Source organism: uncultured Paraglaciecola sp., from assembly GCF_943787955.1.
In the GTDB taxonomy this organism is placed as follows: domain Bacteria; phylum Pseudomonadota; class Gammaproteobacteria; order Enterobacterales; family Alteromonadaceae; genus Paraglaciecola.
Genome location: NZ_CALSOK010000001.1, coordinates 140,409 through 156,974 on the forward strand (window position 1 = coordinate 140,409; position 16,566 = coordinate 156,974).

12 protein-coding genes are annotated in these 16,566 nt (G+C 39.9%); 7 read left to right on the plus strand and 5 right to left on the minus strand.

Going from position 1 to position 16,566, the window contains the following annotated elements:
• Window positions 1-27 precede the first annotated feature (27 nt).
• Complete coding sequence (locus Q0Y52_RS00665; RefSeq protein WP_297816656.1) at window positions 28-1,344, plus strand: DEAD/DEAH box helicase; 1,317 nt, start codon at window positions 28-30, stop codon at window positions 1,342-1,344.
• 122 nt (window positions 1,345-1,466) lie between these two features.
• On the opposite strand, the gene Q0Y52_RS00670 is transcribed toward Q0Y52_RS00665, so the two are convergent.
• Genes Q0Y52_RS00670 through Q0Y52_RS00685 form a run of 4 tightly spaced genes read right to left on the minus strand, consistent with a single transcriptional unit; the run spans window position 1,467 to window position 5,243 of the window.
• Window positions 1,467-1,913, minus strand: coding sequence for a YaiI/YqxD family protein (locus Q0Y52_RS00670; RefSeq protein WP_297816659.1), 447 nt, complete (start codon window positions 1,911-1,913; stop codon window positions 1,467-1,469).
• Between the two features lie 23 nt (window positions 1,914-1,936).
• A complete protein-coding gene (locus Q0Y52_RS00675; protein ID WP_297816662.1) occupies window positions 1,937-2,767 on the minus strand; it encodes a hypothetical protein in 831 nt (276 codons plus the stop codon).
• The gene (locus Q0Y52_RS00680; protein ID WP_297816665.1) at window positions 2,767-3,423 is read right to left on the minus strand and encodes a sigma-70 family RNA polymerase sigma factor; all 657 of its coding nucleotides are present in this window, start codon (window positions 3,421-3,423) and stop codon (window positions 2,767-2,769) included. Before Q0Y52_RS00680 ends, Q0Y52_RS00675 begins: the two co-directional genes overlap by 1 nt.
• Window positions 3,420-5,243, minus strand: a complete 1,824-nt coding sequence (locus tag Q0Y52_RS00685; protein ID WP_297816668.1) for a VWA domain-containing protein — start codon at window positions 5,241-5,243, stop codon at window positions 3,420-3,422. Before Q0Y52_RS00685 ends, Q0Y52_RS00680 begins: the two co-directional genes overlap by 4 nt.
• A 316-nt stretch (window positions 5,244-5,559) precedes the next feature.
• Between Q0Y52_RS00685 and Q0Y52_RS00690 the strand changes: the two genes are divergently transcribed.
• Genes Q0Y52_RS00690 through Q0Y52_RS00700 form a run of 3 tightly spaced genes read left to right on the plus strand, consistent with a single transcriptional unit; the run spans window position 5,560 to window position 13,165 of the window.
• Window positions 5,560-6,699, plus strand: coding sequence for an efflux RND transporter periplasmic adaptor subunit (locus tag Q0Y52_RS00690; RefSeq protein ID WP_297816670.1), 1,140 nt, complete (start codon window positions 5,560-5,562; stop codon window positions 6,697-6,699).
• A 9-nt stretch (window positions 6,700-6,708) separates the two neighbouring features.
• Window positions 6,709-10,083 carry an efflux RND transporter permease subunit gene (locus tag Q0Y52_RS00695; protein ID WP_297816673.1) on the plus strand — a complete coding sequence of 1,125 codons (3,375 nt, stop codon included), beginning with the start codon at window positions 6,709-6,711 and terminating at the stop codon, window positions 10,081-10,083.
• On the plus strand, window positions 10,076-13,165 hold the full coding sequence (locus Q0Y52_RS00700; RefSeq protein ID WP_297816676.1) for an efflux RND transporter permease subunit: 3,090 nt from the start codon (window positions 10,076-10,078) through the stop codon (window positions 13,163-13,165). The genes Q0Y52_RS00695 and Q0Y52_RS00700 overlap by 8 nt, the downstream gene beginning before the upstream one ends.
• A gap of 225 nt (window positions 13,166-13,390) precedes the next feature.
• Here the strand turns inward: Q0Y52_RS00700 and Q0Y52_RS00705 are convergent, their stop codons facing one another.
• Window positions 13,391-13,654 (minus strand): TerB family tellurite resistance protein, encoded by a 264-nt coding sequence (locus tag Q0Y52_RS00705; protein ID WP_297816678.1) that lies wholly within the window; start codon window positions 13,652-13,654, stop codon window positions 13,391-13,393.
• Between the two features lie 274 nt (window positions 13,655-13,928).
• Here Q0Y52_RS00705 and Q0Y52_RS00710 point away from each other — a divergent pair, with 274 nt between their 5' ends.
• The 3 genes from Q0Y52_RS00710 to Q0Y52_RS00720 all read left to right on the plus strand — a co-directional run.
• Window positions 13,929-14,945: an aldo/keto reductase gene (locus Q0Y52_RS00710; protein ID WP_297816681.1), complete on the plus strand. Its 1,017-nt coding sequence runs from the start codon at window positions 13,929-13,931 to the stop codon at window positions 14,943-14,945.
• Window position 14,946: 1 nt separating this feature from the next.
• A complete protein-coding gene (locus Q0Y52_RS00715) occupies window positions 14,947-15,447 on the plus strand; it encodes an RNA methyltransferase (protein ID WP_297816683.1) in 501 nt (166 codons plus the stop codon).
• A 143-nt stretch (window positions 15,448-15,590) separates the two neighbouring features.
• A partial coding sequence (locus Q0Y52_RS00720; RefSeq protein ID WP_297816685.1) for a hydroxymethylglutaryl-CoA reductase occupies window positions 15,591-16,566 on the plus strand: 976 nt, incomplete at its 3' end.

Consider the following 16,566-nt stretch of genomic DNA (forward strand, 5'->3'; position numbering starts at 1 on the left):
GCTAATCACCCTATTTGAGAATTATCTATGAGTTTTGCCGACCTAGGCCTATCAACAAAAATTTTATCCGCTATAGCCAGTAAAGGGTACACCACACCCTCACCCATTCAAGCTAAAGCCATACCAGCGGTATTACAAGGTAGCGACGTAATGGCTGCGGCACAAACAGGTACCGGTAAAACGGCTGGTTTCACTCTGCCTATATTACATTTACTGAGTCAGGGGCAATCAGCTAGACCTAACCAAGCACGAGCACTGATACTGACTCCCACAAGAGAGTTGGCAGCACAAATAGCAGAAAGTGTTCAAACTTATGGTAAAGACCTACCTTTAAAGTCTGCAGTAGTATTTGGCGGCGTGGGTATTAATCCACAAATGATCAAATTACGAAAAGGTGTGGATATATTAGTTGCCACACCTGGTCGCCTACTTGACTTATACAACCAAAATGCAGTGAAGTTTTGCGAATTAGAAATCCTTGTTATGGACGAAGCCGATCGCATGTTAGACATGGGCTTTATTCACGACATCAAAAAGATAATAAAGTTGTTACCTCAAAAACGACAAAATTTGATGTTTTCAGCCACTTTTTCTGATGACATTAGAAAACTAGCCAAAGGTTTAGTCAATAACCCAGTAGAGATATCTGTATCACCTGCCAATACTACGGTTGACTTAGTTGAACAGTGGGTGTACCCAGTAGATAAAAGCAAAAAATCCCAACTACTTACCCACTTGATCAAACAGAATGACTGGCAACAGGTACTTGTTTTTAGCCGCACTAAACATGGTGCCAACCGCATAGCCAAGCAACTTGAAGCACACGGCATCAGCTCAGCAGCAATTCATGGCAACAAGAGTCAAGGTGCACGTACCAAAGCACTCGCAGACTTTAAGCAAGGTAAAGTAAAAGCCTTAATAGCAACTGATATTGCAGCCCGTGGTTTGGATATTGATCAATTACCACAAGTAGTCAATTTTGATTTACCCAATGTACCCGAAGATTATGTGCATAGGATTGGGCGTACTGGTCGCGCTGGTGCAACAGGCCAAGCAATATCGATGGTGACACAAGATGAATTCAAGGAATTAGTCGATATTGAAATATTGATCAAACAACTTATTCAACGCAAAGTTACTGCTGGTTTTGAACCCACTCAGCCTCTGCCTGAATCAAAACTGGGTCAACGAGCCATTAAAGCCAAAAAGCCTAAACAAGCTCAATCTGGTCACAGAGACGGTCAGCGTTCTGGTCGTAATTCCTCTGGTGGACAACCGCCTAAAAGTAATCAAGCACGGAATAAAAATAAGAGCCAGTCCAATGGCAACTCTGGTAATCGTTAACATATAGTCCCCCCAAATAATGGCTCAAATTTTAGATTATATTTTAGTAACTTATTTAGGATAGATAATTCAAATATTGAAAGTGAAGGTGTCTAACACCTGCACTTTCATCTCCCCAATCTCTATATATTTGCAGTGAGTATCCTGTCCAGATGATTAGCAAAATTCTGCCTATCACTTTGATTTAAAGGGGCCGGGCCGCCTGACTGTTCACCGCTGGCGCGCATAGTGTCCATAAAGTCGCGGATATTGAGTCGTGCGCGTATGTTCTCAGTGGTAAATAGTTCTCCTCTTGAGCTTAATACTTGGCCACCCTTTTCAATCACTTCTGCAGCTAAAGGGATATCACTGGTGATCACTAAATCTTTGATTTCAATTTGCCGCACTATTTCGTCGTCAGCCACATCAAAACCAGCACTAACTTGCATTGAGCGAATAAAATTAGACGGAGGTGTACGAATATACTGATTAGCCACAAAAATGGTTTCAATCTTTTTACGCTCTGCAGCACGAAACAAAATTTCTTTTATCACTACTGGACATGCATCCGCGTCAACCCAAATTTTCAATTCAACACTCTCTTTTTAAATTATTAATTTTCAGAAACGGCTTTGGTAGCCACTAATTTTAATTGCTGTAATTGTTTTTCTGACAACACACTCCAATACTTTTCAGTTATTTTAAAGTCTGGATGATTATTTTGATACTGGAGCAAATTTTCAAACAAATTTTGTTGCATCTTAGCGCTTAAAGCACTCACTTTTAATTCTGACTTGTTTTGTTTAGTTAGTTCTTGCTTTAAAAACGCTGCAATTTTAGACATATCTGACAATGACATAGGAGATTCTTTTGCATCAATGTCTTCAAGCATCAACTTGTCCAGCATCTGTTTTTCTAACACTTTTGGGACTTGTCTGATTAACATTGCTTTTGTTTCAACTGCAATCAACCTTTTCTCTAACCGCTCCTCAGATTTTTGAGCATAAGCTAGCGTTTTTTTAGTTTCAAAAGACTTAGCTACCGATAACTCCTGAGTAAATCTATCAGCTTGGCTAATATCGGGAGTTCGCATAACGGGTGCATTCAATATGCCAGCATCTCCTGCGACAACATTACTGGGGTTTATAAAATAGTCTTTTTGGGAAATAAACAAAATACCCAAAATTCCAACAGAGGCCACCAATGAAAAAGGCCATTGCCATGTCTTTTTGGTGTTATTTTGTGGGTTTTTATTAGTAGACGATTGTTCTTTAATCAATAATAAAGAATTGTCTAAAAGTTGTTGTTTGGCCATTGCCATTATCTCAGCGTTTATCTGCGCACTAGGCACTTCAGCTTGGCACTCCTTATTATGATAAAGCTCGCTGATTGTTTTTTCATAGACTAATAATTCAAAAGATTCATCTTTATTATCAATACTCATTATATTGCCCTCCCCGTTTTAAGGTGCAAACATTGGCGCAGATTCTCATAGGCATAGCGCAAACGGCTTTTACTGGCCTCAAAACTGGTATTGAGAACCGTTGCAATCTCTTTAACTGACAGACCGGCCTCTTCTTTTAACAAAAAGCTGTCTTTTTGTGCATGAGGTAATTGACCTATACACTGTTTTAAAGATTCAGCGGCTCTAATGCTGGTCAATATACTCTCTGGCTCGTTGTCCATTTGTGACTGTATAAATTCTTGAGGTGACTCATCTACTTCTTCGTCATGGCTGCGAACTACTACTTTATTAACCACAGACAAATGACGCACATGATCCACCAACTTATTGTGGGCTAAGGTGTATAACCAAGTGGTAAATTTTGCCGATGGTTTATAGTGTTTAGCTTGTATTATCACTTTATTCCATATTTCTTGATACAAGTCTTCTGCCGCACTTGGTTCACGAATATGCCGCATAAAATAGCGATACAACCCACCTTTGTGTCTGTTATATAATGTTTCAAACGCCCGCAGATCACCTGACGCGTATAGTTGCATCAAACTTGCATCTGTTTGTTGTTGATAATCTGCTGAGGCAGCGATGGGTTGCACTGACTCAGCATTATTAGCGTAAAGGTTTACAGATAGTTTCAATGGACGTTCAACAATGTAGGCTTAACCTTAATATTGCCGGCAAAACCTTGAAGATTCAATTCTACTAATTGTAAATTTTCATCAGGCTGATTAGATATACTGACTTGTAAACTGGCGCTGCTGCGAACCAAGTTAATAAACTCAGCTCGATAACCAAACTCGTCTTTACCTTTTGCCCCCTGCGCTAACTCAATAATTTGTTGATAACTCATATCTTGCCAGAAATGACTCTGTTTTAACAAATGGGCAAACCCTACTACGCTAGTGGCAAACCTAAAATCGTCAGATTGTTGTTTAAACTCAGTGATTTGATTCGCCATCACTGCTTGGGTGATTAATTGACTTTTTTCGCTATTAACTGGTTTGTAACGCAGTTTTACCAAAGCCAACTCATCAGAAAATTGGTTTATCTGTAGATTAGGATCATTCTTAATTTGTACCTGTTGATAACGTAATGGCTCAAGATAAGTATTGTTAGATGTTTTTAATATCAGCTCATATAAAGCAGTGACTGTATGCCCTGCACCTATTTCACCTGCATCAACCTTATCATTGTTAAAATCTTCACGTTTTAACGCTCGATTTTCATAACCTAACAGACGGTATTCGGCTACTAAGTCAAGATTAAATTCGACTTGGATTTTGACATCTTTAGCAATGGTCAAAAGTGTAGCATTCATTTCATCGACTAATACTTTTCTAGCTTCATGAATATTATCAATATAAGCATAGTTACCGTTACCTGCATCGGCTAATTGTTCCATAAGATGGTCGTTGTAGTTACCTTGCCCAAACCCCAAAGTTGTTAAGGCAATGCCTTTCTGACGTTTGTGTTTGATCAACTCGATTAATCGTTGATGATTTATCACACCCACATTAAAATCGCCGTCGGTGGCCAAGATAACTCGGTTAACTCCGCCTTTTATAAATGCCTGTTCTGCCATACTATAGGCTAACTCAATACCTGCTTGACCATTAGTTGAACCTCCGGCCGACAGACTTGACAGTGCCTGTTTAATTCTGGCTTTGTTATTACCTTGAGTTGGTTCTAACACAACCCCTGACGCACCTGCATAAACCACAATAGATACACTGTCTTGCTCGCTTAACTGACCGGTTAACAGCTCAAGTGAACGGGTTAATAATGGTAATTTGTTTGGCTGATTCATCGAGCCCGATACATCCAATAAAAACACCAAATTTCGGCCTGTAATCTGACTAACATCTGGGGTAAAACCTTTTAGGGCAATACGCATAATATGCCTTTGTTCTGCCCAAGGTGAAGTGGCAATAGCGGCATTGATACTAAAAGGGGCATCAGTTCCACTTCCATTTTCACTTTGCTGAGGATAGTCGTAATCAAAATAATTGATAAATTCTTCAATTCTTATGGCATCTGAAGGTGGCAGCATGCCCTGATTAATCATTCTGCGAATATTACTGTAACTACCTGTGTCGACATCGATTGAGAAGGTTGATACAGGATCCTGCAGCACTGACTTAATCCCATTTTCAGTATAGTGCTGGTAGTTTTCGGTATTTACAATGACTGGTTTATCCGGTCTGAAACGCTGTTGCTGGGATTTGTGAGCAAAGCTATTAAACAAGATCTCCTTGTCAGCCATAGACTCCCGTATCAAGTGCATCTCTATGGTTCGACTCACCGCCACCACTGGCTTGGGATGTTTTTTTAGTTCCTCTGCAGTCTTATTCTCTTTAGTGCCTGAACTACACGCCACCGTCAATATCAGCAATGTTGTGCTAACAATATACATATTGAAGTTGGAAGTTTTATTACTGTGGTTTTTGAAATTTTTCATAGATTCACTCTCTCGATGACCAATTAATAGCTGCTGTGTTTGCCTTACCAACGGGTCAGTTAATCAAAAGGGTTATTTATATTTAGAGTTTTAAGTTAATCATTTAAACCAACAATTGGTGAATATCACTAATGGTTACAATTACAAACTCGCTTTATATTCACACCATTCTACTATCTATCTGTTTTATATAAGCTTTTTTTGATTGGCATAGTCGATGCAATTCGTATCACAACATGTCAGACAACATCTGACAACATGACCAAATTCACATACTCACTAATAACTTTAAACTAGATTTTCAGGGAACCAAAAAATGGAATCAATAATAAATCAAAAGGTTGGCCTTAGACTACTTTCAATACTGCCAATTCTTCTATCAGTTAGCCTACTCAGTGGATGTGGTGAAGCCGAGGCCGTGGCTGATGAAACCAAAGAAGTTATTATATCGGTTCCTGTAGAAGTCGCACCATTGTCGATAGGTCATATTTCTTCAAATTACCCTACAACTGCTGTGTTAGAAGCCAAAGAAGAGGCATTTGTCGTACCAAGAGCGTCTGGGATCATCGAACATATTTATGTAGAAGAAGGAGACTATGTTGAAAAAGGCCAAATATTGGCACAAATAGAGCCCCGTCGTTATCACCTAAATCTAGACCGAGCAAAAGCAGACTTAGTGGGTGTTGAAAAAGAGTTGGCAAAGATTAATAAGGTATACAACAAGCAGTTAGTCAGTGACGATACTTATGACAAACTGACAGCTCAATATGAATCAGCTAAAGCTACTCGTTCCCTCGCTGAACTGGATTTAAATGAAGCGACAATAACAGCACCAATATCCGGTTATATCGCTGAACAAAACGCTAAAGTAGGTAATTTAAGCGAGTCTTTCCAACGTGAAAGAATGTTCCATATCGTTCAACAAAAAGAACTATACGGAATCGTCTATTTACCTGAAAAAGAACTATCTAAAGTGCATAAAGAACAACAAGCCTCTTTAAATCTAACTGCATTTGATGGTGACGACATACTTGCTTTTGTCGAACGTATTAGCCCGGTTATTGACTCAAAAACAGGGACATTTAAAGTCACATTACGGGTATTCAACCCTGATAACTTACTCAAGTCAGGCATGTTTGCCCAAGTTAAACTCAATTACGACACTAAACAAAATGTGATACTTCTTCCACGTAAAGCGTTACTGGCTATAGACGATAGTATTAATGTGTTTGTAGTCAAAGATGGCATTGCAAGCAGAAAAGCCGTCACAGTTGGTTATCAAGAAGGTGAAGTGGTAGAAATACTAAGTGGCTTATCAGGCAATGAAAAAGTGGTTATCACAGGTCATCAGAACCTTAGGGATCAGGCTCCTGTTGACATTGTTAATGATGACGTTAGCCAAAGCGAACCTTTAGAACTAGCTCAGAAAACCTCCAATCAGTTAGTTAAAGGTTAAGGGCGTCTTATGAACATTGTTGAGATTGCTGTCAAACGGCCAGTCACAGTATGGATGTTTACCTTTGCAGTTATTTTATTTGGTATGGTTTCACTATCGCGTCTGGCGATAAATCTGTTACCTGAATTGTCCTACCCGACCCTGACTATCCGCACAGATTATATTGGCGCAGCACCGGGCGAAATAGAACAACTAGTATCCAAACCCATTGAAGAAACTATAGGTGTGGTTAAAGGTGTACGCACCGTCACTTCAACCTCAAAGGCTGGTCAATCTGATGTGTTACTTGAGTTTGAGTGGGGCACAGATATGGACTTAGCCAGTCTTGAAGTGCGTGAAAAACTAGACACGCTACAATTACCTTTAGATATAAAAAAGCCATTATTACTTCGCTTTAATCCTAGTTTAGATCCAGTCATGCGATTTGGCTTAGGTGGTGTTGAAGTTACAGATAATAAGACAGGTGCAAAGTCCCTAGCAACACAAGACACCACAAAAACTAAAGACAGCCAGCAGATAGCATTAACCGATCAAGGTATAAAAGCACTGCGTATATACGCCGAGGAACAAATCAAACGGCAACTAGAATCAGTAGTGGGCGTGGCATCTGTCAAAGTAGGTGGCGGCTTAGAAAATGAAATCCAGGTACTGGTTGACCAACAAAAAACCAGTCAACTGAACATCACAGTAAGTGAAATCATTAAACGTTTAAAAGATGAAAACGTCAATGCCTCTGGAGGACGCGTAAAAGATGGTTCACAAGAATATTTGGTGCGCACCTTAAATCAATTTCAAACCTTAGATGATATACGTGACTTGTTTATCGCTAATCGAGAAGGGAAAAACATTCGATTAGGCGACATTGCCACAGTGCAAGACTCCCACAAAGAGCCTACCTCTATGAACCGCTTTAATGGTTTTCAAGGCGTAGAAATAGCTATTTATAAAGAAGGCGATGCTAACACAGTGCAAGTTGCACAAAATATACAGTTTCGCATTGCCCAGTTGCAAAATGATATACCCAGCCAATATCAGTTACAGTTGGTGTATGATCAATCTAGGTTTATTGCTAGTGCAATTGACGAGGTAAAATCAGCAGCCATTATTGGTGGTTTGCTGGCAATGTTGGTGTTGTATCTGTTTCTTAAAAACATTTGGTCAACCTTGATTATTTCTATTTCAATTCCTGTCTCCATTATCGCGACTTTTAACCTTATGTATGGCAATGATATTAGTCTTAATATCATGAGTTTGGGTGGTATAGCGCTGGCTATTGGCCTACTAGTAGATAACAGCATAGTGGTATTAGAAAACATTGCTCAACATAAAGCCAAAACCAAAAATTTTAAACAAGCTGCAATCATAGGCACCAAAGAAGTATCGATGGCCATCGTCGCATCAACATTGACGACCATGGCAGTATTTTTTCCATTAGTATTTGTTGAAGGCATAGCCGGTCAGCTTTTTAGTGACCAAGCGTTAACCGTTACTTTTGCCTTGGCTGCATCGCTAGTAGTAGCACTAACGTTAATACCGATGTTGGCCTCAAGAGAGAAATCCAATGAGGCAACAAACAATGAGCAAAGCTTAGATTTAGGTGAAAGCCTCGACAAAACCATTCCAACATCCAAAATAGGCTGGTTATTTCATTACTTATCATTGCCTTTTTATTGGGTAGTACAACTGATTTTCCATTTTATTCCTTTTCTGATTACATCTTTAATTGTTTTGGTGTTTAGAGTGTCAAGCAAAGTGTTGGGAACGTTATTCCGTCCGCTATTATGGATATTTGATAAAAGCTTTGTGCAAATCGAAAAAACCTATTTGGCTGCGCTTAAACAGGCATTACGTGTTCGTCTGGTAGTTTTGACTGGTGTGATTACCGTTTCTTTAGCGTCAGTTTTATTACTACCTAAACTAGGAATGGAGCTGATCCCTGATATGTCCCAAGGTGAGTTTTTTGTCGAGATCAACTTGCCAACAGGCTCTCAGTTAGAAAACACCGATCGAGTGATTGCTGACTTAGCTAACTTTACAGCTGAACTTGACGGCGTAGAGCGCACCTATGCTCTAGCGGGGACGGGAAGTTTAATGAATGTATCAGCCAGTCAAGGGGGTGAATATTGGGGCAAGCTAAATGTGGTGATGCAACCCAATAGATCTGTTTATACAACTCAACTGGTAATGGACAAAATGCGTGGTTATTTGTCACAACAAGCGGGTGTTCAGAGTAAGTTTGGTAAACCTGCATTGTTTACCTTTGCGACACCTTTAGCAGTGCAAATCGTGGGTTATGATCTTAAAAATTTGACAAAATACAGCCAAAAGATGGAACTTATCATGCAAGGTGATAAACGATTCGCCGATGTAAAGTCCTCATTACAGTCTGGTAATCCAGAACTTAAAATCAAATTCGATCATGGAAAACTCGCCCAGCTTGGTATCAATGCACCCGATGTTTCTAAACTTATCTCTGCAAAAATTGGTGGCGAAATAGCGACTAAATACAGTATCGAAGACCGCAAAGTCGACATTCTAGTCACAACAATTGAAAAACAAAGAGATTCCATTGCTGATATCGGCCAAATGTTCGTCAACCCCGGTGCTAGCCCATCTATCCCTTTGGAAGCGGTGGCGGATATAAGTATGTCAATTGGTCCAAGTGAAATCACGCGTATAGGTCAAGAACGGGTTGCAGTGGTTTCAGCTAATTTAAATTTTGGTGATTTAAATGAAGCGGTATTAGCCGTTCAACAACATATCGACTCATTAACATTACCTTTAAACATGCTAGCTAAAGTAGCCGGACAGAGTGAAGAAATGGAAAACAGTTTTCAATCTTTACAGTTTGCTTTAGCCCTGGCGATATTTTTAGTGTATCTGGTCATGGCCTCTCAATTTGAGTCATTATTACACCCACTACTGATTTTATTTACGGTGCCATTAGCTTGCGCGGGGTCTATTTATGGATTGTATGTGTCAGGTACCAATATCAGCGTAGTGGTATTTATTGGACTCATTATGCTAGCAGGTATCGTAGTGAATAATGCCATAGTGTTAATTGACCGAATTAACCAATTACGCGCTTCAGGGCTAGAAAAAACTGCAGCTATCATCGAAGCTGCACAAAGCAGACTTCGACCGATTTTAATGACCACACTTACGACTTCATTAGGATTATTACCTATGGCAATGGGTTTAGGAGAAGGAGCTGAAATTCGAACCCCTATGGCCATCACTGTTATTTATGGTTTACTTTTTGCCACCCTACTTACCTTGTTTTTTATTCCTGTAATTTACAGTTTATTTGACCGTAAGCAATTTGATCAACAATCAGAGCAATTGCCAATAAGCACAGATGTTGGGGAGACAATTTATGGATAAGTTTGAAAGTGCGGGTTCCGCATTAGCGGACTTTGCCATGCGCCGCCCTGTCACCATTATGATGTTGTTTTTATCTATGTTGGTATTTGGCATTATATCCAGTCAGCTATTGCCACTAGAAAAATTCCCCAGCATTGATATTCCCGAAATCTCTATTCGTATTCCTTACAATGATGCGACACCGGTGGAAGTGGAAAAAATGATCACCCGGCCAGTAGAGGAAGCTTTAGCCACTATGTCTGGCATCGAACGTTTGCGTTCTCGTTCTTCTGAGGAAGGTGCTGAAATCCAGTTGCAGTTTGCTTGGGATGAGAACCTAAAAGCCAAAGGCATTGAAGCAAGAGAAAAAATAGATGCAATACGAACAGACTTGCCCGACGATGTAGAGCGGATATTGGTATATCAGTTTAATACCAACGACATGCCAATTTTTTCATTGCGAGTGTCCAGCGAACGAGACATTTCTAGCGCCTACGACTTACTTGATCGTAACTTAAAACGGCCAATCGAAAGAGTGCCAGGCGTATCTAAAGTTGAACTTTACGGCGTCACAAAAAAACAAATATCTATTCGTTTAGATCAACAACTTATGGCTGCGCTGCAGGTTGATACCAATGAATTGACGAGCTCTTTAAGTGATGCCAACTTTTCCCTTACAGCAGGCAGTTTTATTGACTCTGATGTTGAGCAAAAAATCACAGTCAACCCTCAGGGTGAGTTTACTAACTTACAGGAAATCCGTGACTTGATGGTTAAAAAGGGCGTGCGCCTTAGCGATATTGCCTTGGTAAAATACGAAAAACCCAAACGCACTGAAGGTCGGCATTTGGACCAGTCCTATGCTGTAGGTTTTAACATTTTTCGTGAATCGAACAGCAATATGGTCGAGGTATCCAGCAAAGTATTGAAGGTTATTGATGACGCTAATTCAAATCCAGCTTTTAATGGCATCCACTTGTTTATTATGCAAAACGAAGCAGAGAGTGTCACCGAGTCTCTTTCCGACCTGCTCAATGCCGGTATGATTGGGGCATTATTATCACTACTTGTTCTTTACGCCTTTCTTCGTGATGTAACGAGTACATTATTAGTGGTGTTATCAGTGCCTTTTAGTATTTGTATTACCTTAGGCTGCATGTACATGATGGGTTATACCATTAATATATTGTCTATGATGGGGCTGATGTTGGCGGTAGGTATGTTAGTAGATAATGCCGTCGTGGTGACTGAAAGCATCGCACAGGAAAAGAAGAGAAATCCAGATATCATTGCCGCCACAAAAGCCGGTGTGGGTAAGGTAAGTTTAGCCGTCATCGCTGGGACCATCACCACTGCTATTGTTTTTTTACCTAATATTGTTGGTGCTAAGGTCAACATCACAATCTTTCTAGAGCATGTTGCCATTGCAATCTGTATCTCATTATTTGCCTCGTTATTGATATCTCAAACTCTAATCCCTCTACTTTCCAGCAAAATTAAAATCAAGGTAGTTAAAAGTGACAACATCAAACGACCCAAAACACTTGGGAAAATGGCAACTTACTATAAAGACATTCTTACTTGGTCCCTTAATAACCAAGGAAAAACCAGCTTAATTGCTATATTGATATTGGCTAGTACAGCACTGCCGATGCAACACGTTACCAGTGATGATGACAACAACGATGACCAAAGCCGAGTCTGGTTGAACTATGACATTCAAGGCAGCTTTAGTTTAGAGGAAGTCGAAAAAACCGTTAGTAAAATGGAGAAATATTTGTATGCCAATCAAGAGAAATTTCATATCAAACAGGTTTACACTTATTACACTGCAGGTTTTGCTGTATCAGGTATTACCCTAATTAATGACATGCCAGTGTCACAGTCGGAAGTCAAAAAGCAAATCACTGATAACCTGCCTAAGTTTGTCAGGGCGAAACCTTCGTTTCAATGGGATCAAAGAAACGGCGGTGGCATTCAAATGACTATCATAGGTGACTCTTCTGAAAAACTTGGACAAATAGCTCAACAAATCATTCCAATATTGACTAATGTTAAAGGCCTTTCAGAAGTCAAAGCTGATACTAGTCGCCAAAAACAGGAATTGCAGATCGTCATAGACAGGCAAAAGGCGTTTCGTTTTGGGCTTAATACCAGAGATATTTCTAGGGTCGTTTCTACTGCACTGCGAGGTGCTAACCTGCGCACCTTTCGCCATGGGGAAAATGGTGAGGTGGGTATTCAATTAATGTACGACCAAGGGTTACAAAATTCAGTCGACGCCCTAAAAAACTTAACTATCACCCGAATATCGGGCCAAAGTGTCACATTAGATATGATTGCTAAATTAGATGTCAAACCAAGACTCTCAGAAATTAACCGTAGCTATCGTCAAACCTCTATTACCATTGGCGGCAATTTACAAGATGGCTTTACCTTGCAAGAGGCTCAAAAAAGTATTGAAGGTGTGATGCAGCATATCAAGCTACCCACAGGTTATGATTGGACATTTGATGGCAGCATTAAACGCCAAAACCAAAATGAAGATGCCATGCAAACCAATATGCTATTAGCCTTAATTATGATTTACATTGTGATGGCGGCTTTGTTTGAGTCATTACTTTTGCCCACAGCGGTGATCACCTCTCTTTTATTTTCAATGACAGGGGTATTTTGGGCCTTGTTTGCGACGGGTGTAGATATGTCGATTATGACTATGATTGGCATGTTAATACTGATGGGAATAGTGGTGAATAACGGCATTGTGCTGGTGGATAGGATAAATCAGCTAATCAATGGGGGTTATAAGGTACAACAAGCGATCATCGAAGCGTGTTTAACGCGTGTTAAACCAATACTAATGACCGTGGCCACAACAGTATTAGGCTTAGTACCATTGGCAATAGGCAGCACCCGAATTGGTGGCGATGGCCCCCCCTACTCGCCCATGGCCATTTCAATTATTGGTGGTTTAATATTTTCTACATTAACCAGTTTGGTATTGGTACCACTCGCTTATTTATTACTGCTAAAACTTAGAGCAAAAACCATCGACATGATCACTAACAGCAAACATATGGTCAATCGCATCATAAGTATTTAGAGAGCCGCAGAACATAATGAATCATTTAAGCAGGTGGATTGTTTTAACATTACTAGCCATAGCAGCAATTTGTTTTTATAGCATTGGCAACTTTACTAGTCTGATTGGACTTTTGCTCATTGGCTTTATATTCGAGATTGCATTTTGGTTAAAAGCTTTTCCGAGAAAAAATAAATCTTAAAAAAACATCCATCAAAATTACTCTCATTATCACCTCAATAAGATTTATTTTTCTAAGACCTCAGACAACAGGTTAATAACCTGTTGTTCTGCTGCGTTCAGTTCAACATCAGCAATAGCAACATTCCTGACTAACTGCATAGCTTGTTGTTTTATGTCATCATCAATTAACAACTGGGCTCTGTGGGTTAGATAATCGTCTACTGTATTAGTTTTAATAGCGGCATAACATTTCAGCACAGTCATGGTGTAATAATCATCTTTAGTCACATCGGCACTCCATTTAATGGTATCTAGCCATTTGCGCATAAATTCAGTTTCTTATTCTGAGTTCACGCAATCAGCAACAATCAAAAAACACTAAGCCAAATAATGCTTCACGTTGCTGTTGATCGTGACAATGCCACATGTCTATCAACTGTATTAACGTATCAAATTTCATCTGTTATTTCTTTAAAATAAGATACTCAATTTCGTGAAACCCCAATTCTCCACGAATGTTGTCACAATATGTGCAAGGTAAATTGAGAATTAGCTTACTTTGGTTTAGGCTAGCTCAAATTTTTTTGCTGGGTAACTTTTAATGATAAAAACTGATCCTAATCCGCAATATTTAGCGGCTAGTGGTAGATATGAAAACATGTCTTACAGTCGATGTGGTAAAAGCGGTCTTAAGTTACCCGCCATATCGTTAGGATTATGGCAAAACTTTGGAGCTGTAGACTCGCCTCAAAATGCTCAAAACATGCTCCACCGTGCATTTGATTTAGGCATTAATCATTTTGATTTAGCCAACAATTATGGCCCTCCTTTTGGTTCTGCCGAATCGACCTTTGGTCAGGTTATGGCAAAAAGCTTTAAGCCCTATCGAGATGAAATGCTGGTATCCAGTAAAGCAGGATACGATATGTGGGCTGGACCCTATGGTATTGGTGGTTCACGCAAATATTTAATCGCCAGCTGTGATCAAAGTCTAAAGCGCACGGGGCTTGATTATTTTGACGTGTTTTATTCACACTGTTATGACCCCGACACACCACTTGAAGAAACCATGCAAGCGTTGGACTATATTGTGCGTTCCGGTCGCGCCATGTATGTGGGAATTTCCAGTTATTCACCGGTTCATACCAAACAAGCCATGCGTATTTTACAAGATTTAGGCACACATCTGCTGGTTCACCAACCTAGTTATAATATGTTTGATAGATGGATAGAAGACGGATTGACAGACGTTTTGTTGGAAGAAGGGGTTGGCTCAATTGTATTCTCTCCGTTAGCACAAGGTTTTTTAACAAATAAGTATCTTAAAGGTGTTCCCCAGGGTTCACGGGCCTCCCGCAGCGAACAGATTTATTTAACCGAAGAAAATATCAATCAAGAGAAAATAACCAAAGTCATTCAACTCAATAAACTAGCTGAACAAAGAGAGCAATCTCTGGCACAAATGGCGGTAGCTTGGGTACTAAACAATCAAGCTGTCACAAGTGCAATTATCGGAGCGAGTAAAGTCAGTCAAATTGAAGACTGTGTGGCGGCTTTGGATAACTTAGAATTTACTCAACAAGAACTGATCAGCATCGACAATATATTAGGACAGTAACGTGCCAATACACTTAGCTATTATCAATCCCAAAAGCCCAGAAAACATGGGTAGCATTCTGCGTGCTGCCGGTTGTTATCAGGCACAAAGCATTCGATATACAGGTGAGCGCTATGCGCGGGCCAAAGCATTCCAAACTGACACTAAAAATGTACATTTAGATATTAAAGTCAGTCATGTTGATGAAATAATTTGTAAAACAACAGACAAAAATCTTACAAAAGTAGCTGTAGAACTGGTAGAAGGTGCAATACCACTGCCTAATTTTATTCATCCTGAAAATTGCTTGTATATATTTGGTCCTGAGGATGGGTCAATTGAGCAAGGGATAGTCGATCAATGTGAGCATGTGGTTTACATCCCAACAATCGGCTGCATGAATCTGGCAGCTACAGTCAATGTATTACTCTACGACCGTTTGGCCAAAACCACACAAATGCCTGTGGACGATGAAGTAATAAAAAAAAGCCGAGATAACAATAACCGTACAAAAACAAAGTAGACCCATTCATTAATTAAATACCAACTATTTGATTTTCGTCATCACATTTCCTTTGTCATCTTTAGCTAACCGTGTGAATATTAAGGTGAAATGATCCGTAAATACTGTAATTTAATCACACGATAAAATAGAAGGAATAGTTAATGAGTGATGATAACCGAATCCCACGTAATTCAGAAAATGACCATACTAGTGAAATGGCCGAGATCCGTAGACAATTTATCGAACAAAAAACTGGTGCAGAACTGACTCATACAGGGCAATTTAGTATCGATCCTGCAGTGTTACCAGGCAATATTGAAAACTTTATCGGTATCGTGCAAATGCCAGTGGGTGTAGCAGGTCCAGTTTTAGTCAATGGCGAACATGCAAAGGGCGAATTCTACGTGCCTCTTGCCACCACTGAAGGTACATTAGTCGCAAGTTATAGTCGTGGGATGCGGGTGATCAATGAATGTGGTGGAGTAAAAACCACTGTTGTTGAAGGTTTTATGCAACGGGCTCCCGCTTTTATTTTTAAAGATGCGCGAGAAGCGAGAGATTTCGGTCATTGGATAGAAGAAAATTTTGAAATAATCAAAGCAACCGCAGAAACCACTACTAGCGTCGGTAAGCTTGAACATATTCAGCAATGGTCGGTGTCAAAAACAAAATATTTACGCTTTAACTACACCACAGGTGATGCTGCTGGGCAAAACATGGTTGGTAAAGCTACTTTAGTGGCTTGTGAATGGATAAAAGCCAATTCGCCTATTCCTTGTATGTATATGTTATCTGGTAATATGGATACCGACAAAAAACACTCTCACCTTAATATGTTGCACTCAAGAGGCAAACGGGTAATTGCTGAGGTAGTACTTAAAAAGGAAGTGTTAGCCCGCGTAATGAAAGTCGATACCAAAATGCTTGCTGGTGCTTCCGTGTTAGCTAACACTGGCGCGCAAATGGCAGGTGCCGCATATAACGGTCCTCACTCAGCCAATGGCATCGCCTCTTTATATATTGCCACAGGTCAGGATGAGGCAAACGTTGTTGAATCTCATGCGGGTATGTTGTCGCATGAGCTGTTAGACAACGGCGATCTTTACATGTCGGTCACTCTACCCTCTCTAATTGTGG

Excerpts from the sequence above, each read along its gene's own strand:
- Q0Y52_RS00665 (WP_297816656.1), top strand. The coding sequence starts at position 28 with ATGAGTTTTGCCGACCTAGGCCTATCAACAAAAATTTTATCCGCTATA.
- Q0Y52_RS00675 (WP_297816662.1), bottom strand. The coding sequence starts at position 2,767 with ATGAGTATTGATAATAAAGATGAATCTTTTGAATTATTAGTCTATGAA.
- Q0Y52_RS00685 (WP_297816668.1), bottom strand. The coding sequence starts at position 5,243 with ATGAAAAATTTCAAAAACCACAGTAATAAAACTTCCAACTTCAATATG.
- Q0Y52_RS00690 (WP_297816670.1), top strand. The coding sequence starts at position 5,560 with ATGGAATCAATAATAAATCAAAAGGTTGGCCTTAGACTACTTTCAATA.
- Q0Y52_RS00695 (WP_297816673.1), top strand. The coding sequence starts at position 6,709 with ATGAACATTGTTGAGATTGCTGTCAAACGGCCAGTCACAGTATGGATG.
- Q0Y52_RS00700 (WP_297816676.1), top strand. The coding sequence starts at position 10,076 with ATGGATAAGTTTGAAAGTGCGGGTTCCGCATTAGCGGACTTTGCCATG.
- Q0Y52_RS00705 (WP_297816678.1), bottom strand. The coding sequence starts at position 13,654 with ATGCGCAAATGGCTAGATACCATTAAATGGAGTGCCGATGTGACTAAA.
- Q0Y52_RS00710 (WP_297816681.1), top strand. The coding sequence starts at position 13,929 with ATGATAAAAACTGATCCTAATCCGCAATATTTAGCGGCTAGTGGTAGA.